The organism is Vallitalea pronyensis (genome assembly GCF_018141445.1).
In the GTDB taxonomy this organism is placed as follows: domain Bacteria; phylum Bacillota; class Clostridia; order Lachnospirales; family Vallitaleaceae; genus Vallitalea; species Vallitalea pronyensis.
Genome location: NZ_CP058649.1, coordinates 4,949,933 through 4,972,469, shown reverse-complemented (window position 1 = coordinate 4,972,469; position 22,537 = coordinate 4,949,933). Strand labels below are relative to the sequence as shown.

The window sequence follows — 22,537 nt, the reverse complement described above, 5'->3', positions numbered from 1 at the left end:
TGATAGACGTATAGTTAACAACTGGAAGGCGTGAATAAAATGTATGACCAAGTACGTGAAACAGCAAAGTATATAGAAACCCAAGTCCATCGTAAGCCAAAAGTTGCAGTAATTCTTGGCTCTGGGCTTGGCTCTCTTGTGGACCAGCTGGAGCAAGTTGAAACCATTGCCTATAAGGATATACCTCATTTTCCACAATCAACAGTAGCCGGACATGAAGGCAGGCTATTATTTGGACAACTTGGTGGTGTGGATGTAATGGCCATGCAAGGACGATTTCATTACTATGAAGGGTATACCATGAAAGAAGTCACTTATCCCGTCTATGTCATGAAATTATTGGGGATAGAGAAATTAATTGTTACCAACTCTTGCGGGGGTATTCATACAAGTCTTGAACCAGGAAACCTCATGATCATTACAGATTTTATTAACCTGATGCATGATAACCCACTTATTGGTGTAAATGATGAGCGATTTGGACCAAGATTTCCAGATATGTCTGAACCCTATAAGAAAGATTTCATAGCCTTAGCAGAAGAAGTGGCTAAGGTGCTTCATATTGATTACAAAAAAGGTGTCTATGCTGGTTTTATGGGACCATACTATGAAACAGCAGCTGAGATTGTAGCATTTGGCAGAATGGGTGCTGATGCAATAGGTATGTCCACGGTACCAGAGACCATTGCAGCTAACTATCTGGGCATGGACGTTCTGGGGATATCCTGTATTACCAATATGGCTACAGGTATCCAGAAGAAGAAACATTCTCATGCACATGTGGTGGAGACTGCCCATAAGGCGTCCGTCACATTTAGTAGGTGGATTGCACATATTATTAAACGTTTACAATAGACGCCCTTGAATATAATGGTTGATGAAACAAGTGGTGAGCTTAATCTTTGCCCGAGTCTGCAGTATTGAGTAAATCATTTGGAAAGGGTTCAAAAATAATCTGATGCATCAAGTAGGGGTTTTCAAAACGTACAACCCATGCATGGATAATGCTTAGTGGTACGGAGAAAGGCACTTTTTTCTGCTGATACTCTTCAAGCACATCTAGAAAGTAAGCCTTTTCCTTGTTGGATAATTCTTTGGAAAAATAGCCAAACAGATGCAAGAGCATGTTCACACGACGCATGGGTTTTGGGTTCATACTTAATGCTTTATGAAGAAGAAACCTATATTGGCCAATCATACGGTTAAGATTATCTTTAGTATGATTGGCTACTATTTTGCCCATTTGTCGTAGATAGCCTGGACTATATGCCATAAGCAGGTATTTGTATTCACTATGAAAAGCAATCAAGTCTTTTAAATGCCCCTTTTCTTGAATATGGTTTAATCTTGCCAAAGCAAATATATGGGTAAAGAATCGAGATCGGATATTATAATTGGTAAGACGGCCTTCGTTTTCCATAGGTAAAGAGGGAAAAGCATCCATGAGGGCATCCGTAAACAACCCATTGTTATTTTTGGACAAGGTGCAACCCCCTTTTTCCATGCTTTTATAGTATTTTACATCTTTTAGACCACATGATGGGGACCTGCTTTTTAAAATAGCGCCATGCAGTTCATTGGCTTTTAAATCCGTGATGATCTGTTGGCTGTAAGTGTTCATTTTATCGGTATAGTCATGGTTGGAGCCACGCATAACCAGGCAGAGCTTTTGTTGATCTGGGGTTATGATGCGAAGGGATTGTCTAGGAATACCAAGACCCATTCCTACTTCAGGGCATACTTCAACCCAATTGACATGGGTTTCTAGGGCGTCCACAATAGGTGATGACTGAGCCGTACCGTCATAGCGACAAGGTATGTGATGAAGGCATTTACTTAAGAGTAAGGTTGGTTTTATAAATGGTTTCATAGGCTATTTCTCCTTAAAAATTTAGGGGTATGGTATGATTATTTTGGCTTGTATTTATTATGGACTAAAGAAGCTCTTTTGACAGCATGATACCCAAAACGCTCCCGTAAGGTATCCACCAACTGATCCACATGCTCTTTCTTACACACATCTTCTTCAGCTTCTTGTTCAAAGAGTGATAATTGCTCATAGGATTGATTGCCGAAATTACTGATGCCAATGCCAAGTAGACGTATAGGTTGAAGGGGTATAATATCCAGAAGGTCACATGCTTTCTGATAGATGATATCCGTCACATCCGTCGGATGGTCAAGGGTCATACTTCTGGTAATGACTTTAAAATTACTGTATTTGACTTTAATGGAAATGGTTCTCCCCTTAAGCAGATGTCGGCGTAATCGCCATCCCACGGAGTCGGCAATGAGTAAAGCTTCTTTTTTCAGTATGTTCAAATCTTTTAGGTCCGTTGAGAATGTAATTTCATTGCTAATGCTTTTTGTGTCACTTCTATGATGGGGATCCACAGGACGATGATCAATGCCATTAGCAGATTGATGTAAATGGGCAGCATGTTTTTGGCCAACAACTTTAATAAGGGATGCCATAGAACAATGAGCAAGGTCGCCAATGGTCTTAACCCCTATGCGCCATAATGCTGGGGTAGTCTTCCTACCCACACCATGCAATTCACCAACAGGTAAATGCCATAACATCTTAGGTACATCTTCCGGATAAATCTTAGTTATACCTAGCGGCTTCTTATAATCAGAACCCATCTTGGCTAATAATTTGTTAGAGGATATCCCTACAGAACAAGGAATATCCAAATCCTTGAGTAAGCGGTTTTGAATAGCTATAGATACATCATCTACTGTTCCAAATAATTGTTCTGTTCCAGTCATGTCCAAGAAGGCTTCATCAATGGATACTTGTTCTTTCAATGGGGTATACGTATCAAATATGTTCATGATTTCTTTGGAAATTTTTCCATATAAATGATGGGTTGGTTGTATAACGGTTGCTTGGGGACATCGTTTTACCGCTTCCCATATGGGCATAGCCGTTTTGACACCATAGGCTTTTGCATCATAACTAGCAGCCAAGACGATACCTCGCCGCTTTTTGGGATCTCCACCCACAATAAGAGGTTTTTCCTTTAATTTTGGCTGGAGTGCCTGCTCACATGATGCAAAGAATGAATTCATATCCACATGAAGTATTGATCGCATACTTACCATATCCTTCATTAAGACTTATTCATACAGGGTATTCGGGAATGGGTCAATTGGAATATATCACCCAATCCCATCATACATTGCCTATCAATGAAGATGCTGATCTTCTAAAAGTAAACCTGCACGAATGTATGTTCTATTATACCACATAATCCCTTTTCATGGTAGAGTCTAAACATTACCTTTTACTTTTATGCTAATGTTTAGAGTAATCTATCATCTTTTTTGCCACTATTTGTGCAATGTTTTGCACTTGTAGAAAATAGATACAAGTTTTATGATAGTAGTATATAAAATTGTTGAAAATAACGGGAGTGATAGGTGTGGTAAGAGGAATAGGCATATCACCAGGTATTATCTTTGGTAAAGCCAAAACCATGATAAAGAATCAAGTTAATCTTGAAAAAAAGAACATAGAGGATCGTAACGAAGAAATAGACAGATTAGTTCATGCCATAGCAAGCAGTAAACAGCAAATTAATGAAATTGCCATAAAAACCAGAGCCACTATTGGCGAAAGTGAAGCCAAAATATTCGAAGCCCATGAGTTGATACTGGAAGATGCTACGCTTATTGATGGTATCAAAGATAAAATCAATGAGGAAATGGTGAATGCCGAATATGCTGTAAGTGTTGTTGCAAAGCAATTCATGGACATCTTTGATAGCATGGATGATGCTTATATGAAAGAAAAGTCAGCGGATATTAAAGATGTGTCCGATAGAATCATTCGCAATTTATTAGGTATTGAAGCATGGCATTTAGCAGATAATGAAGATAAAGTCATTATTGTAGCAGAGGATCTTACACCATCCGATACGGCCTTACTGGATAAAAATAAAGTATTAGGTTTTGTTACAGCTGTCGGTGGTAAGACATCCCATACAGCCATATTAGCGAGAATATTAGAAATACCAGCTATTTCAGGTATCCAGGGAATCATGGAAAAGCTCCACGATGGGGACGATTTAATTCTCGATGGACAAGAGGGCATTGTGATTGTTAACCCAAGTCCTGATGACATACATGACTATCAAGAAAAGAAAAAGGTATATGATAACCAGTTGTTATTGTATAAAAAGTACCTAAATAAACCGTCTATAACGAAAGATGGCAAGGAAGTTGAGATTTTTGCCAACATCGGCTTGCCAGATGATACAGATAAAGTCATAGCCAATGGTGCGGAAGGCATTGGGTTGTTTCGAACAGAATTCTTATTTATGAATCGAAAAAACTTACCGACAGAACAAGAGCAATATGAAGCTTACAAAGATGTAGCAACTAGGCTAAAGGGCAAACCAGTTGTTATACGTACACTGGATATTGGCGGAGACAAAGAAGTGGATTACCTGCATTTGCAGGCGGAATTAAATCCTTTTTTAGGATACAGGGCAATCCGTCTATGCTTAGACCGAAAAGAGATATTCATGACCCAATTAAGAGCATTGCTAAGGGCAAGTGCTTATGGTAACATCAAAATTATGTTTCCAATGATTTCCAGTGTTCATGAATTACGTGAAGCGAAGCAGATGTTGCAAGAAGCTAAGAAGGCACTAGAAAATGAAGGCATCTTGTATAATGACACCATTGAACTGGGCATGATGATAGAAGTACCTTCCGCGGCTATGATGAGTGATCTTCTTGCAAAAGAAGTCGATTTCTTCAGCATTGGCACAAACGATCTTATACAGTATATGGTAGCTGTCGATCGAGGTAATGAGAAGATTGCTCATCTCTATCATGAATTTAACCCAGGTGTTTTGCGTATGATCAAGATGGTTATTGACAATGCCCATGAAGCAAATATATGGGTTGGCATGTGTGGAGAAGCTGCAGCTAATCCCTATATGTTACCTCTATTATTAGCTATGGGGCTTGATGAATTTAGTGTATGTCCAAGTGCTGTATTAGAATTACGTTATATCATGAGTAAACTATCCGTTGATGATATAAAATCAAAACTTGATACCATACTAATGATGGCTGAGGAGCATGCCATTGAAAAATACATGGAGGAATATTATGACAAGCATATCAACTAAACTATTAAACGAATCAGGATTACATGCAAGACCTGCACATTTATTTGTCACAACTGCACAAAAATATCAATCGACCATACATGTCATTAAAGATGATAAAAAAGTCGACGGGAAGAGTATTCTTGCTATTCTGACTTTAGGAGCATCAAAAAATGCCGATATAGTTATTGAAGCGCAAGGTGATGATGAAAAAGAAGCCGTTACAGAGTTAGGTGCTTTAATTGAATCAAACTTTGGTGAATAGAGCATGATAAGAATAAATGTATCGCACCTTCCTATGCAGTAAGTAAAAGGTAAAGGACATTATGTTTACGAACATCGATCTAGTCACAGCATAAAAATATGGATAATTCGTGCAAATGAGGGTGTGTTTATGTATTACTTAAACAAACGTCAAATTGAAATCATTTCATACTTATTAGAAATAAATAATCCTGTGTCTGTTAAGGATGTTGCTAAAAACTTCAAGGTCAGTGTACGTACGGTGCGTTACGACCTGGAGTTAATTGATGACTGGTTAAATGAAAATAATGCCACATTAGTCAAGATACCCAACCAAGGCATTAAGTTAAAAGTACCAGCTGATCGCACGCTATTATTAGAAAAACTGAAATTTTTGTCCATCGAAAATAGAGTATTATCCGATAGAGAAAGAATTCGATACATCGTCCTGGAGTTAATAACAGCAGAACGTGCATTAACCATTGAGGCCTTGAGTGAACATCTTTACTTAAGTCGTAATACGGTCATCAAAATACTAAAAGATGTAAAAACATATTTACAAACCAATGGTTTGGACATTGAAAAAATAAGAGGTAAGGGCATGGTGATTACAGGCCCTGAAACCATAAAAAGAAACCTGATGCTGGAATTATTCTTAGACACGGTTAGCATTAATAATGTATTGCTATCGGTTAAAAATAGAGATATGTACGAAGAATTAATTGAGTTATGGGAGAATAATTACAAGACCCTGAGTATGAAGCATGTGGAAGAGGTTTTTGCATTATTGTTACACTTGGAAAACGAGCATGAATTCTACTTAACGGACATTGCACTTACCCGTTTAGTTTTTTATTTAACCATCTCCATTAATCGTTTGCAGCATGGGCATAGCGTAAAAGAGAGCAAACCTCAGATTAGAGAAGAAAAAGAGTACCAAATAGCTAGGCTGATCGTACAAGCACTGGATCAGTACGATGTGGTATTTGATGAAGCGGAAATTGATGAAATAGCCATTTACCTTGTCGGGTCAAAATCATCCAGCACCATTAATGAGTTGAAAAATATCACGTTAACAGAGAGTTTTAGTGATGAAGTCATTGCATCTACCATGCATATTGTCAAGTATTTTGAAAGAGAACTGAAACTTGAATTTTCGTCGGACATGCAGCTGGTCAATGGATTAGCTTTGCATATTAAGTCGGCCAGCAGCCGCATAAAAAATAAACGTAAAATTGAAAATAAATACATTCACCAGATTAAAGAAAAATATCCTCTGGTATTTCAAATTGCACGAGAAAGTGTGATTTATTTAGAAACATTATACAATATGCACATAGATGATGAAGAAATTGGGTATATTACGTTGCATATTCGTGCAGCTTATGAACGGCTGTCTTGTAAAGAATCAAGGGCATCCGCTTTGGTCATCTGTACAGAAGGTATCTCCATACTGAGTATATTAACCACTAAGTTGAAAGAAGTACTGCCGGAGCTTAATATTATTGAGACATGCTCTGTGTACGATTATGAAAAGTATAAAAAAGATATTGATATGGTCATTACAACCAGTGATTTTAAGTTAGGAAACATTGACGTGATTAAGGTGAGTCCTTTTCTCGAAAATGATGAAATATATGAAATTAGACAATTTATCATACGTCTAAATAAATTCAGACAGATATATAAATACAGCAAAGATAAGCATATTTTGGGAGGTAAAGTTGTTATGTTACAAGATGTATTAAACGAAGAAATGATGGCATTAGATGTTCAGGTGGACAATTGGGAAGATGCCATTATCAAAGCAGGCGATTTACTCGTTAAAAAGGGGTTTGTTGAACAAGCGTATATCGATAATATGGTCAATGCAGTCAAGGATTTAGGACCATACATTGTCATCATGCCTGGTGTAGCATTTGCTCATGCTAGACCAGATCAGTCTGTAAAAGAGACATGCATGAGTATGATTACATTAAAAGAACCCGTTAATTTTGGGAGTGAGCAGAATGACCCAGTCAGCATTGTATTTGCCTTTGGTGCTCCTAATAATAATGAGCATTTAAACGCATTACAAGACCTTGCAAAATTCTTATCTGTAGAAAAAAACATAAACTTGTTGAAAGAAGTAAAAGACAAGCAGTTAATCTTGGATAAGATATTTGAATAAGTTGGTGTATAACTCACATATCTTAAGTTATACAGAATGATGAACATAGGGAGGTGACAAAACGTGGCAAAAAGACTTAAATTACTTACAGTCTGTGGGTTTGGTGTTGGTACCAGTTTGATTCTTAAGATGACAATAGAAAAAGTCCTTAAAGGTAACGGTATCGATGCCGAAGTAACCAATGGAGATGTGACAACAGCTTCAGGGGCAGGCGCAGATGTAATCTTTACATCCAATGAGTTATATTCTCAACTAAAAGGCAATGTCAGTGTTCCAGTGATTCAAATCGATAACTTTATGAGTAGTGATGAAATTTCAGAAAAAGCATTACCTGTTATTAACAAATTAATTTAGTCCAAGTTAAACATGAAATAAGATGTTACTTCAATCAAAAAAAAGGTTTAAGGGAGGAGAAATTAATCTTATGTCAGTTATTAATTATGTTACGACGAATATTTTTAAACAGCCTTCATTATTCTTAGGATTAGTTGCTTTTATTGGCTTATTGGTTCAGAGAAAAAGTATAGGTGATGTGATTAAAGGAACGTTTAAAACCATTATTGGTGTTATTATTCTCTTTAAAGGTGTTAACATCATAAGTACAGCTGTTTCCCCATTATCCAGTGCTTTTTCAACATTGTACAAGTTACCAGAAGCCAATCAGTTTAATCCAACAGGATGGCTTGATTTCTTAGGTAACTACGGTACAACCATTGGTATCGTTATTGTTTCCGCTTTCGCTATCAATTTGGTTGTAGCAAGATTTACACCCATTAAAAATATTTTCTTAACAGGACACATATTATTCTGGATGTCTTACATCTGTGTAGCTGTTGGTGTTGAAGCAGGACTAGACGGTACAGCACTCACGATATTTGCTACCATCTTCTTAGCATTATATATCATCATTGTTCCTGCATTACTTCGACCTTTTGTACAGAAAGTAACCGGAACGGATTCCTTTACCATTGGTCACTCTGCCTCTGTTTTCTGTTTAATTGGTGCAGGTGTTGGTAAATTAGTAGGTAACAAAGAAAAATCAACAGAAGATATGAACATACCCAAATCATTTGAATTCTTTAGAGACACAACCATTGCCACGTCATTGATTGTATTTGCTGTCTATATCGTTGTTGGTTTAGTGATTGGCAATGCTTCAAGTACAGAAATCTTTGGTGGTGCTCTAGGTGGTATTAATACGATTCCAGGTATGCAGTATGACTTATTTACATTTAGTTTAATGGCTGGACTTACTTTTGGAGCTGGTTTAACCGTACTTCTTACAGGTGTTCGTTTGATGCTTGGGGAAATCATTCCTGCATTCAAAGGTATCTCTGATAAAATCATACCTAATGCAATTCCAGCACTTGATATACCCATGGTATTCTCATTTGCACCGAATGCATTACTCATTGGATTTGTTGTGAGTATGATTACCAGTATATTAACCATTGTACTTCTTGCATCTACAGGAATGTTAGCGTATGCCGTTATTCCACTTGTTGTTGCTTGTTTCTTCGACGTAGCGCCAGGTGCGATCTTTGCCAATGCTACAGGTGGACGTAGAGGAGCAATTATTGCAAGTATTGTAAGTGGTATCTTAATCGTCTTCTTTGTAGCGATTTCTATACCTGCCGTATTTAATACAGCAGCAGGATTTAACCAATTATTTGGTGGTAATGACTTCTCCATATGGTCATCACTGGGTTCATTGATTGGAAAAATCTTTTAATCATCTTTTGATGATGTAGTCCTGTCATTATGGGATATCCATGCTAGACCAGAGCACGGATATCTCATAGGGGCAAGGCTAGGTTTGGCATATGATCCATGTTTTGTTTTCTATGGTGATGGGTGCCTATCATACTGGAATAAGTTATTTCATTGAAATAACAAGATGCTTAGTGGATACACATGATAATATCTATGGAAATATAGGTTACCTGGGGTGGTTTTGGTAATAGATATTAATATGTGTTATTTTTATAAAGAAATTGACTGAAAATTGATTGAATAGATAGAAAAGATGGTGATTTAATGAAGTTTGGTGTGCACTTATCCACATTTACAAAAACATGGAACGAAAATTATTATCCTTATTTTAAAGATGTAAAAGCATGGGGTTATGATGGTGTGGAATTTCCTTTAATGAGCCCAGATGATTTTGATGTACAAAAGGCTAAAGCACAATTAAAAGCCTATGATTTAGCCTGTACCTGCGGAACGGGTATGAATCCTGGGCGGGATATTGGATCAGCCCATAAAGACGTTAATCAAGAAGGTGTCAAGCACCTTAAAAAATGCATTGATATCTGTCACACATTAGAGTCTGATTGTTTAGGTGGTGTCCTATATGCACCTTGGGGTATGTGTATATCAAGACAAGAAGGAAAAGACAACATTCAAAGAAGCTTAGAGAATCTTTCCAGAATTGGTGATTATGCCAAGGAAAAAGGCGTATATCTTGCCTTAGAAATGATTAACCGTTATGAAAGTTATTTTTTAAACACAGTAGCAGATGGCTTAGATTATTTAAACCGTATTAACCACGACCACATTAAACTGCATTTGGATACATTCCATGCAAATATTGAAGAAAAGTCCATAAAAGATGCCCTTATATCTGGTGGAAAGGAAATCTATCATGTGCATTTTTGTGAAAATGACCGTGGTATTGTTGGCACAGGTTCCATTAATTGGGCACAGGTAAAAGAAGGTCTAGAAGCCATATCTTATGACCGATGGATTACCATTGAGAACTTTGTAATGGGAAATTGTGAAGTTGGGAAAGATGTGTTTATATGGCGGGATATAGAAGACAGTGGTTTGGTAGCTGTAAAAGAAAGTATAGGATTCTTGAAAACACTATTCAGTAGATGAATTTAATATATAAACCCAATTATAGGAGGCATAAGCATGTTAGATAGTATACACGTCAAGGCGTTATTAATCAAAATTGCAGATATGTTTATTGAAAAACAAGATGAGCTGGCTAAGCTTGATGCAGTAATAGGCGATGGTGATCATGGTGTAACCATGGCAAGAGGCGCTAAGGCTGCTAAAGCAAAAGTTGAGGCATTAGAAGAAGGCACATGTAGGGATTACTTTAAACTCTATGGCCGTACGTTGGTATCCACACTGGGAGGCGCCATGGGACCACTATTTGGCAGTATCTTTCTAGAGTTATCAAAAGCTTGCAAAGGTCAAGAACAGATAGGTTTACAAGCATTTACCCATGGATTAAAAAACGGTATGACAAAAGTCATGGACCTTGGTGGTGCCAAGCCAGGGGATAAAACCATGGTGGATGCCATGGATCCGGTGGTTCTATCCATGGAAAAATCACTTGATGATGGAAAAAGTCTTCAGGAGGCACTATCCCTTGCTGCTAAGGCAGGTGAAGAAGGTGTAAACCATACAATTCCACTGATAGCTAAGCGAGGACGCTCCCGTTACTTACAAGAAAAAGCCATTGGTCATCAAGATGCAGGAGCAACATCTTATTACTACCTGATAAAAACCATAGGTGAATATGTACAGGAAGTAAGTGCTTAAGAATGATAGGGATAAAAAGGATAGGAAGTTTTGAATGAGAACCAAGTGATAAAGACATGATGTATACACTTAGAACGGATTAAAACATGTCTTGCTAAGTAAAGACATCAAGGAAAGGAATGAGAGGGAATGGGAATGAAGAAAATCATTAATCACCCAGATCATATTGTAAAAGATACCATAGAAGGGTTTGTAAAGGCTTATAACGATCGTATTGAAAAGTTAGAAGGAAGCCAAGTTGTGGTCAGCAAAGACAGAAAAGACGACTGTGTCAGTGTCATTATCGGTAACGGGTCAGGTCATGAACCTGCCTGTATTGGATTTGTTGGTAAAAACATGTTAGCAGCCAATGCTTATGGCGGAATTTTTGCAGCGCCTAGTCCAGATACATTATATGATGCCATTGAAGCAACCCACACAGAAAAAGGTGTATGTGTTTTGATATCCAATCATGCGGGTGATGTGATTAACTCTAAGATGGCCATGGATATGGCTCAAGATGATGATATGGTTTGCAAAGGTGTTATTCTCTATGATGATATTGCATCAGCACCAAAAGGTGAAGAAGTTGAAAGAAGAGGTACAGCGGGTACACTATTTAACTATAAGATTACCAGCTCTTACGCTGCTGAGGGACATTCACTTGACGATGTGTTAGTTATGGCTGAAAAAGTTAGAGATAACACGAGAACGTTAACAGTTGCAACGGTACCGGGCACATCACCCATTACAGGCTATAAGATGTTTGAAATTGCAGACGATGAAATTGAGATTGGGATGGGTGTTCACGGCGAAGCAGCAGCTCATAATATGAAGATTGATACAGCAGAAGCCATTGCAAAGGTCATGTGTGCCAAACTCATTGAGGACAAACCCTATGTGTCTGGGGATGAAGTAGCTGTTTTGGTCAATGGTTGTGGACAAACCACCTACATGGAATTATTAATTTTCTATAAAGAAGTAGAGAAATTACTTGCAGAAGCTGGTATCAAGGCTTATAAACCTGCTATTGGGAACTTCATCACCACACAGGAGATGGGCGGTATCGCTCTGGCTTTTTGTAAAGTGGATGAAGAGATGAAGAAACAATGGTCCAAAGAAACCAACGCACCAGGATTTAAACTATAAATCATGATCAAGAAGAGCTGCAAGGGAGGTATGCTTCATGGAACTGGTTAATATGATGACACTACTAAATGAAGCCACAGATGACCATAAAGCAGTTGCTGCCATTAATGTCAGTAATATGGAAACAATCATGGGTGTTATGGAAGCTTCTGAGAAAACAGGCCAATCGGTCATTATGCAGATAGCCCCTGTCCAACTAGAAGCTCACGGGATTACCTATGAACAAATCGTAAGTATGATTAAGCTTTTTGGTAAAAGCTATCAGATAAAGACATGTATTCATCTTGACCATGCCATGGCTATTGATGACTGCTTTAAAGCCATTGATGCAGGATTTACATCGGTCATGTATGATGGTACATTGGTGGATTTTGAAACCAACATGGCCCATACAAAAAAAGTTGTAGACTATGCCCACGGACATGGTGTGACCGTTGAAGCAGAACTAGGTAAAGTTGGAGGATCAGAAGCTTCTGAGGATGAAGATATGGGCTATAAGACAAGGCCTGAAGATGTGGCTGTTTTTGTAGAAAGAACAGGGGTGGATTGCTTGGCAGTTGCCATTGGTAATGCTCATGGTTTTTATACATTAGAACCTCAGCTAGATTTTGCTTTACTTCATGCCATTAAAGACGTGGCTGATATTCCTTTGGTTCTACATGGGGGCACAGGCATTTCTGTAGCAGATATCCAGCAAGCCATTCAGATGGGTATAAGAAAAGTTAATTTTTTTACAGAAATTGATCGGGCTTATGTGAAAGGTTTTGTTGAGGCTTATGAAGAGAATAAAAAGATTTATATGATGCATGCCAGTGAGAAGGCAAGGCAGGCAATGATGCAAGAAATAATAAATAAGATAGGATGGATGAGACCATGAAAGTAGGACTTATAAGTGTCGGTTTTCCTAATTTTCGATATGATATTGCTCAAGAATATTTGGATAAATCCCTTAAGCGTTTAGAGGGAGAGGGACATCATATCATTAGCTGTGGTCAAGTGCTTATTGAAGAAAACGGCATATATGATGAATTGGAACGGCTTCGTTTGGCACATATTGACCTGTTGATTTTACAATGCGGTACGTATTCCTATGGAAGCGGTATGATGAAGGTTATTGAGTTATTTGAGCATACGCCTCTTTTAATGTGGGGATTTCCAGAACCCATCATTGAAGGATTCTATGGTTTGCCTCTTAACTCCTTATGCGGACTGAATATGTATGGAAGTTTCCTAGAAAAAGTGGAGAAAAAATATAGCTATGTCTATGGCTCCATTGATGATGAAGGCGTATATACAACCATTAATCACACCATTAAGGCCATAGATGTTCGGAATCGATTAAAGAAAAGCAAATTCTGTATTATCGGCGGGCGAGTACCAGGCTTTTACTTATCCAATGCAGATGAAATACGTTTTAGACAAGAAATAGGTCCAGAGCTTGTCTATTACTCCTTGGCATCCCTATTAGAAGACATGAAGAACGTGGACGAGACACAAGTTGCTGAAGAAATCGCTAAGATGAAGGGCGAGGTTGCAAAAGTAACCACCACCGATGAGATGCTAGAAAAGTCTGCCAGGTTGTATTTGGCTATTATGGCTTATAAAGAAGCGAAAGGTATTGATGCCTTTGCCATTAAATGCTGGCCAGAATTTCAATCTTTATTAAGATGCAGTGTATGTGGTGTGGTGTCTAGACTGAATAACCTGGGTATCATGACAGCTTGTGAAGGGGATGTAACAGGCCTTGCTACCATGTATATACAGCATTTGATTACAGATGGGCCTTGTTTCTTAGCCGATTTAGTCAATGTCAATGCTCAAGGTATTGCAAAAACTTGGCACTGTGGTCCTGCTCCGGTTTGTATGGCAAGAGATGCCAGTACAACAGAGTACCGTGAACACCCAACCATTAAGCAAGGCATGGGCTTTTCCGTAGAATTTAAGATGAAGCTTGGGCGATTAAACATGTTGAAACTAAAAGAAGCCAAGCATACCTATAAATTATTTATGGCAGCTGGTGAAGGTGTAGAAGAAGACCGCCACATGGTAGCTAATCAAGCAGATATTCGATTTGATGTACCCATGACGCAGGTCCTTGACTGCATCATGACACACGGCATTGAGCATCATTATGCGATCGTTTATGAAGATATTCAGGCTGTCTTGGTTGAATTCTGTAAATGGATGGGGATTAAAGTGGTGACACCTTAAGCTTAGACATATTAGATGTAGACACGACAACAAGTAGGTAACCTTTCAAGAAGGGAGATAGCATAATGTGTAGTGAGTTTCTGTATGGAGCTGGGTATTACCCCATGATGCATGATGAAGCGGAATGGGAGCGGGATATTCAGTTGATGAAGGACTCCGGTATTAATTTGATTCGTACGGCAGAACTTTTTAATACTTGGGATCGTATAGAACCGGAAAAAGGGCAGTTTAATTTTGGATTTTTAGATAAATTTTTTGATTTATGTGAGAAGCATGGTATGAAGATTTTATTAGGTACGGGTACAGCATCACCGCCTTATTGGTTGCATGAAATGTATCCCGATGTGAATATTCTAAATAACCATGGTGAGCAGTATCCCAATAATGTATCCTATACCTGGGCTTGTATTGATAATCCAGGATATCTCAAAGAGACGGAGCGTTATTTAAAGACATTGGTGAATCGTTATAAGTCCCATAAGGCATTATATGCCTATCAGATTCATAATGAAGTGAGCTTTCCTTTTATGCCACTACGAAGTGGCGATATTGATATGTATTGTTATTGTGATCATTCTAAGCGTCATTTTAGAGGTTGGGTTAAGGATAAGTATCAAACCCTTGATCAGTTAAACCATGTCTATCGATGGGGAGCTACCAATACCTGTCATACCTCATGGGAGCAGGTTGAGCCACCTAAAACAAAGCCTACCAGTTGGTCCAGTGTAACCAGATGGCTTGACTGGCGTCTCTTCTGGATGGAAAATTTTGTGAAGTTTATTGGATGGCAGCACGACATTATCAAAGAACTGGACAAAGAGCATATCACATCCACCAACATTTTCTTCTTAAAGTCACAAGACCCATTGGGTGTTCTAACAGCTCTTGACCAATTTGAGATGGCAAAAGTTGTGGATATGATTGGTTATGATTTATATCCTGGTAGTGGAGAAAAGCTAGAGAAGAAGCCGGAGTTTTCTTCCATGTTTTTAGATATGTCCCGTAGCACAGCTAAACCACTAGGCAAAAACTATTGGTTAATGGAGACAGATAGCGGACCAATTAACGGATGGGTATTAGGTCCAAGCCGCAATGTGAAAGGGTTTGACCTGATTCGCAATGTGTTTGAAGCCGTTGCTCACGATGCTAAGCTGACGTTGTACCAAGGATGGCGTGAGTGGGACTTCCAGCCTCTACATTGGGGTGCCATTGTGGATCTTGATGGCCATCCTACAGAACGAACAGAAGCAGCTAAGGTCATTGGTGATACCATGAAAGCTTATGGCGAAGAACTTGTTCAAGCCAATAATCCAAAAGGTGAAGTTGCCATTCTCATATCAAAAGAAAATGCCATTGTCCTCAACGGTATGGGACAAGATGATTTTCTTATGAAAGCCATGCGAGGAGCGTATACGTACTTCTGGAAGAAAGGGTACATGGTGGATTTTGTGACGCCAGAACACATCATAGATGGCTATGCTGATGATTACAAAGTGATATATATGCCATTCATGGCAGTTATTCATAAACAATTGGCAGAAGGTCTGGATGCTTATGTAAGACAAGGAGGTCACCTTATTGGAACAGCCCGCTGTGGCATGTTGGGTGAGTACGGCTGGTACAATCATCAGATTCCATGTTTTAAGCTAGGTGACACATTTGGTGTGAGTGCTTTTGATGCCTATAGCAATACACATCCTCAGATCACGTATAAAATGAAACCTTATCAAGGTTATTGGCATAAAGAAGAGGTAAAAGTCATAGACGATAATGTTGAAGTTCTCGCACGTTTTAATGACGATTCACCTGCTATAACCTTGCATCCACGAGGTAAAGGTACGGCTATTTACTTTGGTACCCATCCAGAAGTAGCTTATCTGGAAGACAATAGTTATCTGTTGTGGGATTTGATGGATGATGTGTTAGAAAGAGCAGGTATTGAACCTAAGCTTCAATTGGATTATACCAATGAGAAATATAATGAAATTGATGGTCATTATTTAGAAGGGGATAAGGCGGATTATCTGATTGTGACCAACTATGTGAATAAAAAGCATGGTGGATTCTTTAATGGCAAAGAAAAATGTGTTAGAATAACCATAAATACAGATAAAGCATATACCATGTGCCAAGACCTTATGACAGGGAATGATTTTTCCGTAAAGCAAGATGGCAAGAAAGTGCTCATTGAAACAAAAATTACCCAAAATAAGGTACAGCTTTTGAAACTGACTTGAAAGGACGGAAGTCATGGTGGATATTAAGAAGATTAAGTGTTTTTTATTGGATATGGATGGCACCTTTTATTTAGGAAATGAGTTGATCGATGGTGCATTGGATTTTTTAGAGATATTGAAAGAGCAAGGCAAGGATTATTTGTTTCTCACGAATAATTCATCTAAGAACAGTATGGCTTATGTGGAAAAATTGGGTCGTCTTGGGTGTAAAGTTACAGAAGATAAAGTCTTTACTTCTGGTGAGGCAACAACGATTTATTTGAAAGGGCTTAAGCCAGGGGCTAAAATCTTTCTTCTTGGCACACCTTATTTGGAAGAGGAATTTGAAAAAGCTGGTTTTACGTTGATACGGGATAGAAGTGAGCGGCCTGATTATGTGGTGTTGGGTTTTGATACCACATTAACGTATGATAAGTTATGGATTGCTTGTGATCTTATTCGAGATGGGGTAACGTATATTGCAACGCATCCGGATTATAACTGCCCATTAGAAGGTGATAATTGGATGCCGGATACAGGGGCTATGATTGAGCTTATTGCGGCTTCTACAGGTGAAAGACCTTACGTGGTTGGGAAGCCTAATGCTATGATAATTGATGCCATTTGTGATAAATATGGTTTTGAGAAAGATGAGATTGCCATGGTTGGTGATCGTTTGTATACGGATATTAAGACGGGTATTAATGCTGGGATAACGACGGTTGTTGTGTTGTCGGGTGAGACCAGTATGGAGGATTATGAGGCTTCAGATATTCGAGGTGATTATGTGTTGCCTTCTATTAAGGAGTTGGGGGAGGCATTGTTGAAATAGCAAGAACAACACCCAACGGAAGGGTTGTATAACCATATATCGTGATGATTAACTCATGTTGCATTTGTTGCTTGAGCTGTTTTATAAGGAATGGCAACAAGCTGCAAAAGTCGTTTATCATCACGATATATGGTTTGTTTTTGTGGTGCCACTTTTTAGCAGGTGAAACCGTTTCGTGTGCCTTTGGGTTGGTATGTGTTTTGTGGTGATGGAATGGGTGGTATTGCTAATAATCTTTTGAATAGGTAGGCTTTGTTGTTTAATTTTGAAATACTTGTTGCATATTGACTTTTAGGTCTTCGAAGTGGTAAGATACGGCTTCTTCTGAGAGATTGAAGGTACGGTTTGCGGTGATGGTTTTGTTGGTAAAGGAGAAGATGGTGATTTCTTGGTTAAAGGGATTGACGATCCAGTATTCTTTTACGCCGCAGTCCATGTAGAGGTCTAGTTTTTTGATGTAGTCCTTTTTTCTGGAGGATTGTGAAATGATTTCTACAGCAAGGGTGGGTACGCCCATGTAGTAATCTCGGTCATTGAGATGTTCTTCTAGGTCGCAGATAATCATAAGGTCGGGTTGTACGATGTTGATGTTTTCAGCATTTCTTTTGAGTGTAATGTCAAAGGGAGCAAAAGCAGGTTGACAGGGTTTACCATTGAAGAAATTATAGAAGAGTCCTACTAACTCCATGAGTACATTTTGATGGGTTACTTTGGGTGAAGCTAACAGGTATATCTCCCCATCGATGTATTCAAATCGATCGTCGGAGTTCTCGGATATCTTTAGGAAATCTTCATATGAGATTTTGGTGCCTGATGTGGAATAAGCAGGTTCAGCTTCCTTGATGACATCATGCTGTATGTTGTCGTCATAGGCAATAAGCTTAGCCACATCGCTGCCGTTTTTGGTAATGATGATATCCTCTTTTGCTGATAATCTTAGGTATTTTCCAAAGTTATTTTTGATTTCTGTTGAATTGACTTTCATTATAATCACCTCAGTTAAATTATAGCTAAAATGGCTAAAATAGTCAAATGGTATTCATGAATGCGTATTACTAGTGATCCATTATAAAATTGTAGCTTAAAACATGATAGGGATGGCTTATACAGAAGTAGATGTATAATAGGTGTTTTAACATGGTATAATGGTATGTTTTCGTCGTTTTTTGCATAAAATTATGATTTTCTTTCAAAGACATATTGCATTTAGATTTCAATACGTATATAATGTATCTTAAAATATTTTGTTGCATATTATAAACCATTATGACTTAATATAATTAAGTGGATATATAATAATACGTTTAGAAATTAAAAAAATACTTAAGAGTACGCATCTAATCTAATTTTATGCTATTATCTTAGTATAAGAAGTACCTCTTGTTATAGGCGTCTGTTTTTATTAGAACTGTATATAATGGTAGGACCAAGAGAATGCTTCTGGGTTTAGGCGTGGTTTATGATTTTCCTAAATATTCAATATTTCAAAGGGGGCTTATTCAAGTGCTTAATATTAAAGTAGAAAAGGCGAAAGAGCTAAAACAAAAACCAGATTTTAATAACTTGGGTTTTGGAACAGATTTTACAGATCATATGTTTATGATGAATTATACAGAAGGTCAAGGATGGCACGATCCTAGAATTGTACCTTATGGACCGATTACATTGGACCCATCAGCTATGGTACTCCATTATGCACAAGAAATGTTTGAAGGCATGAAAGCTTATAAAACAGAAGATGGCCGTGCCCTTCTATTCCGTCCTGAGAAGAACATACAAAGAACGAATGTAACCAATGATCGTCTTTGTATACCTAAGATCAATGAAGAAGATATGTTACAGGCGATTAAGGCATTAGTATCCGTTGAAAAAGATTGGATTCCAACTGCTTCGGGTACTTCTTTATATATTCGTCCGTTTATTTTTGCCACAGACCCATTTCTTGGTGTAAGAGCTTCAGCCACTTACCTATTTATGATCATTCTATCACCTGTTGGTGCTTATTACAAAGGTGGTATTAATCCAGTTAAGATATGGGTTGAGACAGAGTATGTACGGGCTGTAAAAGGCGGCGTAGGTTATGCTAAGACTGGGGGCAACTATGCGGCAAGTATCAAAGCTCAGATGAAAGCCAAAGAAAGAGGCTATGCTCAAGTATTATGGCTTGATGGTGTTGAGCGTAAATATGTTGAAGAAGTGGGCACCATGAATGTTTTCTTTAAGATTGATGGAGAAGTCATTACACCTGCTCTTGAAGGTAGTATCTTACCAGGTATTACACGAAATTCTGTTATTGAATTATTACATTCATGGGGTATATCTGTTACTGAAAGAAAGTTATCCATCGATGAAATCTATGAAGCAGCAGAGAAAGGAACCCTTGAAGAGGCCTATGGAACGGGCACAGCAGCTGTTATCTCACCTATTGGTCAGTTAAACTATAATGGTAAAATCATTACCATTAATGATGGCAAGATAGGTGAATTATCTCAACGCATCTATGATACAGTAACAGGTATTCAGACCGGTGCTGCTGAAGATTCCTTTAATTGGACAGTAGAAGTGGAGTAGTGTGAGTGTATAAAATAACCGTTGATTGGCGTCAAGTCAGTCAACGGTTTTTATAATGATATAGATAACGTTACGATTGAAATAAATGGTAGCACTAGCCTTATTGGTTAGTGCTTCTTTTTGGTATAGGAACATCTATGAAATGCGTACAAAATGTATGATGAAAAAGAATACTAAAAGGTTGATGTCATATAATACGTGTCATGATGGAGATCATAAGAGCTTTTTTTCTTATGGATTCATTGTTATTTTTTGACATATCTGACTACAATATTTTTGTTTGATATGATATAATGCATGTAATGATTATAGCTTATAGAAGTAGATCATAATATAGATAGAGATAAGCCTGTAAAGGGGATCGTTTCTATGATCGTTGATTGTCAGAACATTGTGTATGAAAATAAGGTAATGGTGGCTTAAACCAAGTATCAACCACCATAGATACGAAAGGTGATGTAAGATGAGTATAGCTTTATTGATTGTTGATATGCAACAAGCTTATGATGAAATCAAAAAATGTCATGAATCCATAAATGATGCACTGGAATACATTAATGAAGCCAGTAAGTTATTTCGTGAGGCTGACAAACCCGTTATCTTAATTCAAGATGAAGAAGCAGGCGAGGGACCCGATTCAGAGGGTTACAAATTAATGGACCAATTGGTTGTAAAAGATACAGATTATAGGATTTCTAAGGTTTATAATAGTGCTTTTTGGAAAACAGGATTAGATGAACTCTTAAAACAATTAGAAGTTGAGTTCTTAGTTGTTAGTGGATTTGCAGCGGAATATTGTGTGCTGTTCACATACAATGGTGCTATGGAAAGAGGGTATAATGCCTCTCTATTACAGCATGGTGTAGCGGACTATAACCCTGGACAAGCAAAAGAAACACAATATCTAAGACCTGTGGTTAGCATAGAGACTTTGACGTATATTCTAAAAAAAGTGTAATGCCTCAAGCATACACATAAAAGAGTTTTATACAGTATCTATGGATGATGTATAAGGCTCTTTTGAAAGTTGACTGTCTGCACTTTACTGAACATCATTGTTTCAATTAGAGCAATAAGGGAACATTTTACCGTATTAATGTGTTCGGGTGGTGGACTATAGACGTAAAATGTAAAATGCAAGATGTTAGTAAAAATGCACAAAAAACACCCGTAAAAATTGGCATGTATTTACGAGTTATTTGTAATTTTATATTGGAAAAATTAATTTGTTATGTTATTATATAAGTGAATCAACAAAAAATATATGCTATTTATGTAAAAGAGATAAGACGGCTTAATATTTAAATGTTTTTCTGGGAAAAACATTAACTTAATAAATTGAAAAGGAGTATGCCATGGTGAAGGGACCAAAAATAACTGTCCTAACGGGAAATTTTGGTAGTGGTAAAACAGAGCTGGCCATTAATATGGCACTTAAGGCTGCCAAAGAAGGCAAGAAAGTAGTACTTGTTGATTTGGATATTGTAAATCCGTTTTTTAGAACCGCAGAAGTCAAGCCATACTTAGAAGAACAAGGGATTCAGGTGATTGTACCTAATTTTGCAACAACGAATATGGATATACCTTCCTTGCCAGCAACCATTTACAGTGTGTTCAATATGGAAGATACATATGTATTTTTTGATGTAGGCGGAGATGAAGATGGCGCCATAGGTCTTGGGCAGTATAAACCGTATTTTGACAAATGTGATTATCGCATGTATTTTGTGATTAATACAAGACGACCATTTACGCGACACTCAGAAGATATTCAAGAGTTGATGACACGGGTAGAGAATCGGTCCAGATTGCATATAACGGATTTGGTTAATAATACCAACCTTTCTTATGAAACAACGCCAGAAGTTGTATTAGAGGGACAAAAGATTATCGAACACGTAGCCCAAGAAACAGACTTACCCATCACCTATATAAGTGCTAAAAAAGATGTAGGCGAGGGTTTACCTAAGGCATTTTCAGAGAAGTTATTTACATTGGAATTATTTATGCAACCTAAGTTTTAGTCTGTATTATGGTCAGGTGATACCATAACGCATAAACACATATAAAAAATGATAAGATACGCTCCTTTTTTCATCAATAATATAGATGAGGTAATGGGACGTATCTGAAGGTGAAAGGAGAGCATACAATGGCAAAAGTAACATTTAAAGAGGATTTATGTAAAGGTTGTGGGTTGTGTACCACCGTATGTCCTAAAAAGATTATCCACCTAGCTGAGGGGAAAATTAATGGTAAAGGCTACCATCCAGCTACAGTCATAGAAATGGATAAATGTATTGGATGCGCTTTTTGTGCCACAATCTGTCCAGATGTGGTTATAACAGTTGAAAGATAGACAACATAACATATTTTAACTATACGTAAGCATCAGCACATAATCATAGTCAATGATGAAAATATCATCATATTTAATCAAGGGAAATATTGAATTAGGCAATAGACTTGATGAGGTTGTTTAATT

At 37.7% G+C, this 22,537-nt stretch carries 20 protein-coding genes; 17 read left to right on the top strand and 3 right to left on the bottom strand.

The window, feature by feature from the left end:
* Positions 1 to 39: 39 nt before the first annotated feature.
* Positions 40 to 855 (top strand): purine-nucleoside phosphorylase, encoded by an 816-nt coding sequence (locus tag HZI73_RS20710; RefSeq protein ID WP_212698888.1) that lies wholly within the window; start codon positions 40 to 42, stop codon positions 853 to 855.
* A gap of 40 nt (positions 856 to 895) precedes the next feature.
* On the opposite strand, the gene HZI73_RS20705 is transcribed toward HZI73_RS20710, so the two are convergent.
* Both HZI73_RS20705 and dinB read right to left on the bottom strand, forming a co-directional pair.
* Positions 896 to 1,870, bottom strand: coding sequence for a YbgA family protein (locus tag HZI73_RS20705; RefSeq protein WP_212695262.1), 975 nt, complete (start codon positions 1,868 to 1,870; stop codon positions 896 to 898).
* 38 nt (positions 1,871 to 1,908) lie between these two features.
* The gene (dinB, locus tag HZI73_RS20700; protein ID WP_212695261.1) at positions 1,909 to 3,099 is read right to left on the bottom strand and encodes a DNA polymerase IV; all 1,191 of its coding nucleotides are present in this window, start codon (positions 3,097 to 3,099) and stop codon (positions 1,909 to 1,911) included.
* Positions 3,100 to 3,428: 329 nt separating this feature from the next.
* Here dinB and ptsP point away from each other — a divergent pair, with 329 nt between their 5' ends.
* The 12 genes from ptsP to HZI73_RS20640 all read left to right on the top strand — a co-directional run bounded on the left by ptsP (position 3,429) and on the right by HZI73_RS20640 (position 17,481).
* Positions 3,429 to 5,147 carry a phosphoenolpyruvate--protein phosphotransferase gene (ptsP, locus tag HZI73_RS20695; protein WP_212695260.1) on the top strand — a complete coding sequence of 573 codons (1,719 nt, stop codon included), beginning with the start codon at positions 3,429 to 3,431 and terminating at the stop codon, positions 5,145 to 5,147.
* Entirely contained in the window at positions 5,128 to 5,391 is a 264-nt protein-coding gene (locus tag HZI73_RS20690) for an HPr family phosphocarrier protein (protein ID WP_212695259.1), read from the top strand. Before ptsP ends, HZI73_RS20690 begins: the two co-directional genes overlap by 20 nt.
* Before the next feature lie 129 nt (positions 5,392 to 5,520).
* Positions 5,521 to 7,539: a BglG family transcription antiterminator gene (locus tag HZI73_RS20685; protein ID WP_212695258.1), complete on the top strand. Its 2,019-nt coding sequence runs from the start codon at positions 5,521 to 5,523 to the stop codon at positions 7,537 to 7,539.
* Between the two features lie 63 nt (positions 7,540 to 7,602).
* The gene (locus HZI73_RS20680) at positions 7,603 to 7,893 is read left to right on the top strand and encodes a PTS sugar transporter subunit IIB (RefSeq protein ID WP_212695257.1); all 291 of its coding nucleotides are present in this window, start codon (positions 7,603 to 7,605) and stop codon (positions 7,891 to 7,893) included.
* A 70-nt stretch (positions 7,894 to 7,963) separates the two neighbouring features.
* Positions 7,964 to 9,271 (top strand): PTS ascorbate transporter subunit IIC, encoded by a 1,308-nt coding sequence (locus HZI73_RS20675; RefSeq protein ID WP_212695256.1) that lies wholly within the window; start codon positions 7,964 to 7,966, stop codon positions 9,269 to 9,271.
* Between the two features lie 305 nt (positions 9,272 to 9,576).
* Complete coding sequence (locus HZI73_RS20670; RefSeq protein WP_212695255.1) at positions 9,577 to 10,419, top strand: sugar phosphate isomerase/epimerase family protein; 843 nt, start codon at positions 9,577 to 9,579, stop codon at positions 10,417 to 10,419.
* A gap of 36 nt (positions 10,420 to 10,455) precedes the next feature.
* On the top strand, positions 10,456 to 11,094 hold the full coding sequence (gene dhaL, locus HZI73_RS20665) for a dihydroxyacetone kinase subunit DhaL (protein WP_212695254.1): 639 nt from the start codon (positions 10,456 to 10,458) through the stop codon (positions 11,092 to 11,094).
* A gap of 135 nt (positions 11,095 to 11,229) precedes the next feature.
* On the top strand, positions 11,230 to 12,222 hold the full coding sequence (locus tag HZI73_RS20660; protein WP_212695253.1) for a dihydroxyacetone kinase subunit DhaK: 993 nt from the start codon (positions 11,230 to 11,232) through the stop codon (positions 12,220 to 12,222).
* Between the two features lie 37 nt (positions 12,223 to 12,259).
* The gene (locus HZI73_RS20655) at positions 12,260 to 13,099 is read left to right on the top strand and encodes a class II fructose-bisphosphate aldolase (RefSeq protein WP_212695252.1); all 840 of its coding nucleotides are present in this window, start codon (positions 12,260 to 12,262) and stop codon (positions 13,097 to 13,099) included.
* The gene (locus HZI73_RS20650; protein WP_212695251.1) at positions 13,084 to 14,433 is read left to right on the top strand and encodes an L-fucose/L-arabinose isomerase family protein; all 1,350 of its coding nucleotides are present in this window, start codon (positions 13,084 to 13,086) and stop codon (positions 14,431 to 14,433) included. Before HZI73_RS20655 ends, HZI73_RS20650 begins: the two co-directional genes overlap by 16 nt.
* 65 nt (positions 14,434 to 14,498) lie before the next feature.
* Positions 14,499 to 16,670, top strand: coding sequence for a beta-galactosidase (locus HZI73_RS20645; RefSeq protein ID WP_212695250.1), 2,172 nt, complete (start codon positions 14,499 to 14,501; stop codon positions 16,668 to 16,670).
* A 13-nt stretch (positions 16,671 to 16,683) separates the two neighbouring features.
* Entirely contained in the window at positions 16,684 to 17,481 is a 798-nt protein-coding gene (locus HZI73_RS20640; protein WP_212695249.1) for an HAD-IIA family hydrolase, read from the top strand.
* Positions 17,482 to 17,740: 259 nt separating this feature from the next.
* Here the strand turns inward: HZI73_RS20640 and HZI73_RS20635 are convergent, their stop codons facing one another.
* Positions 17,741 to 18,466, bottom strand: a complete 726-nt coding sequence (locus HZI73_RS20635) for a type II toxin-antitoxin system Phd/YefM family antitoxin (protein ID WP_212695248.1) — start codon at positions 18,464 to 18,466, stop codon at positions 17,741 to 17,743.
* Positions 18,467 to 18,984: 518 nt separating this feature from the next.
* Between HZI73_RS20635 and HZI73_RS20630 the strand changes: the two genes are divergently transcribed.
* From HZI73_RS20630 to HZI73_RS20615, 4 genes are all read left to right on the top strand, one after another.
* Positions 18,985 to 20,052, top strand: coding sequence for a branched-chain amino acid aminotransferase (locus HZI73_RS20630; RefSeq protein ID WP_246552234.1), 1,068 nt, complete (start codon positions 18,985 to 18,987; stop codon positions 20,050 to 20,052).
* Positions 20,053 to 20,515: 463 nt separating this feature from the next.
* Entirely contained in the window at positions 20,516 to 21,010 is a 495-nt protein-coding gene (locus tag HZI73_RS20625; protein WP_212695246.1) for a cysteine hydrolase family protein, read from the top strand.
* 397 nt (positions 21,011 to 21,407) lie between these two features.
* Positions 21,408 to 22,076 carry a tyrosine-protein kinase family protein gene (locus HZI73_RS20620; RefSeq protein WP_212695245.1) on the top strand — a complete coding sequence of 223 codons (669 nt, stop codon included), beginning with the start codon at positions 21,408 to 21,410 and terminating at the stop codon, positions 22,074 to 22,076.
* A 128-nt stretch (positions 22,077 to 22,204) separates the two neighbouring features.
* Entirely contained in the window at positions 22,205 to 22,411 is a 207-nt protein-coding gene (locus HZI73_RS20615) for a 4Fe-4S dicluster domain-containing protein (RefSeq protein WP_212695244.1), read from the top strand.
* The last annotated feature ends 126 nt before the right edge of the window (positions 22,412 to 22,537 follow it).

Bases quoted from the DNA above. Each gene is read 5' to 3' on its own strand.
- HZI73_RS20625 (WP_212695246.1), top strand. From the start codon at position 20,516: ATGAGTATAGCTTTATTGATTGTTGATATGCAACAAGCTTATGATGAA.
- dinB (WP_212695261.1), bottom strand. From the start codon at position 3,099: ATGCGATCAATACTTCATGTGGATATGAATTCATTCTTTGCATCATGT.
- HZI73_RS20650 (WP_212695251.1), top strand. From the start codon at position 13,084: ATGGATGAGACCATGAAAGTAGGACTTATAAGTGTCGGTTTTCCTAAT.
- HZI73_RS20615 (WP_212695244.1), top strand. From the start codon at position 22,205: ATGGCAAAAGTAACATTTAAAGAGGATTTATGTAAAGGTTGTGGGTTG.
- HZI73_RS20705 (WP_212695262.1), bottom strand. From the start codon at position 1,870: ATGAAACCATTTATAAAACCAACCTTACTCTTAAGTAAATGCCTTCAT.
- HZI73_RS20645 (WP_212695250.1), top strand. From the start codon at position 14,499: ATGTGTAGTGAGTTTCTGTATGGAGCTGGGTATTACCCCATGATGCAT.
- HZI73_RS20655 (WP_212695252.1), top strand. From the start codon at position 12,260: ATGGAACTGGTTAATATGATGACACTACTAAATGAAGCCACAGATGAC.
- HZI73_RS20670 (WP_212695255.1), top strand. From the start codon at position 9,577: ATGAAGTTTGGTGTGCACTTATCCACATTTACAAAAACATGGAACGAA.
- HZI73_RS20690 (WP_212695259.1), top strand. From the start codon at position 5,128: ATGACAAGCATATCAACTAAACTATTAAACGAATCAGGATTACATGCA.
- HZI73_RS20685 (WP_212695258.1), top strand. From the start codon at position 5,521: ATGTATTACTTAAACAAACGTCAAATTGAAATCATTTCATACTTATTA.
- HZI73_RS20675 (WP_212695256.1), top strand. From the start codon at position 7,964: ATGTCAGTTATTAATTATGTTACGACGAATATTTTTAAACAGCCTTCA.
- HZI73_RS20620 (WP_212695245.1), top strand. From the start codon at position 21,408: ATGGTGAAGGGACCAAAAATAACTGTCCTAACGGGAAATTTTGGTAGT.
- HZI73_RS20710 (WP_212698888.1), top strand. From the start codon at position 40: ATGTATGACCAAGTACGTGAAACAGCAAAGTATATAGAAACCCAAGTC.
- HZI73_RS20640 (WP_212695249.1), top strand. From the start codon at position 16,684: ATGGTGGATATTAAGAAGATTAAGTGTTTTTTATTGGATATGGATGGC.
- HZI73_RS20635 (WP_212695248.1), bottom strand. From the start codon at position 18,466: ATGAAAGTCAATTCAACAGAAATCAAAAATAACTTTGGAAAATACCTA.
- dhaL (WP_212695254.1), top strand. From the start codon at position 10,456: ATGTTAGATAGTATACACGTCAAGGCGTTATTAATCAAAATTGCAGAT.
- HZI73_RS20660 (WP_212695253.1), top strand. From the start codon at position 11,230: ATGAAGAAAATCATTAATCACCCAGATCATATTGTAAAAGATACCATA.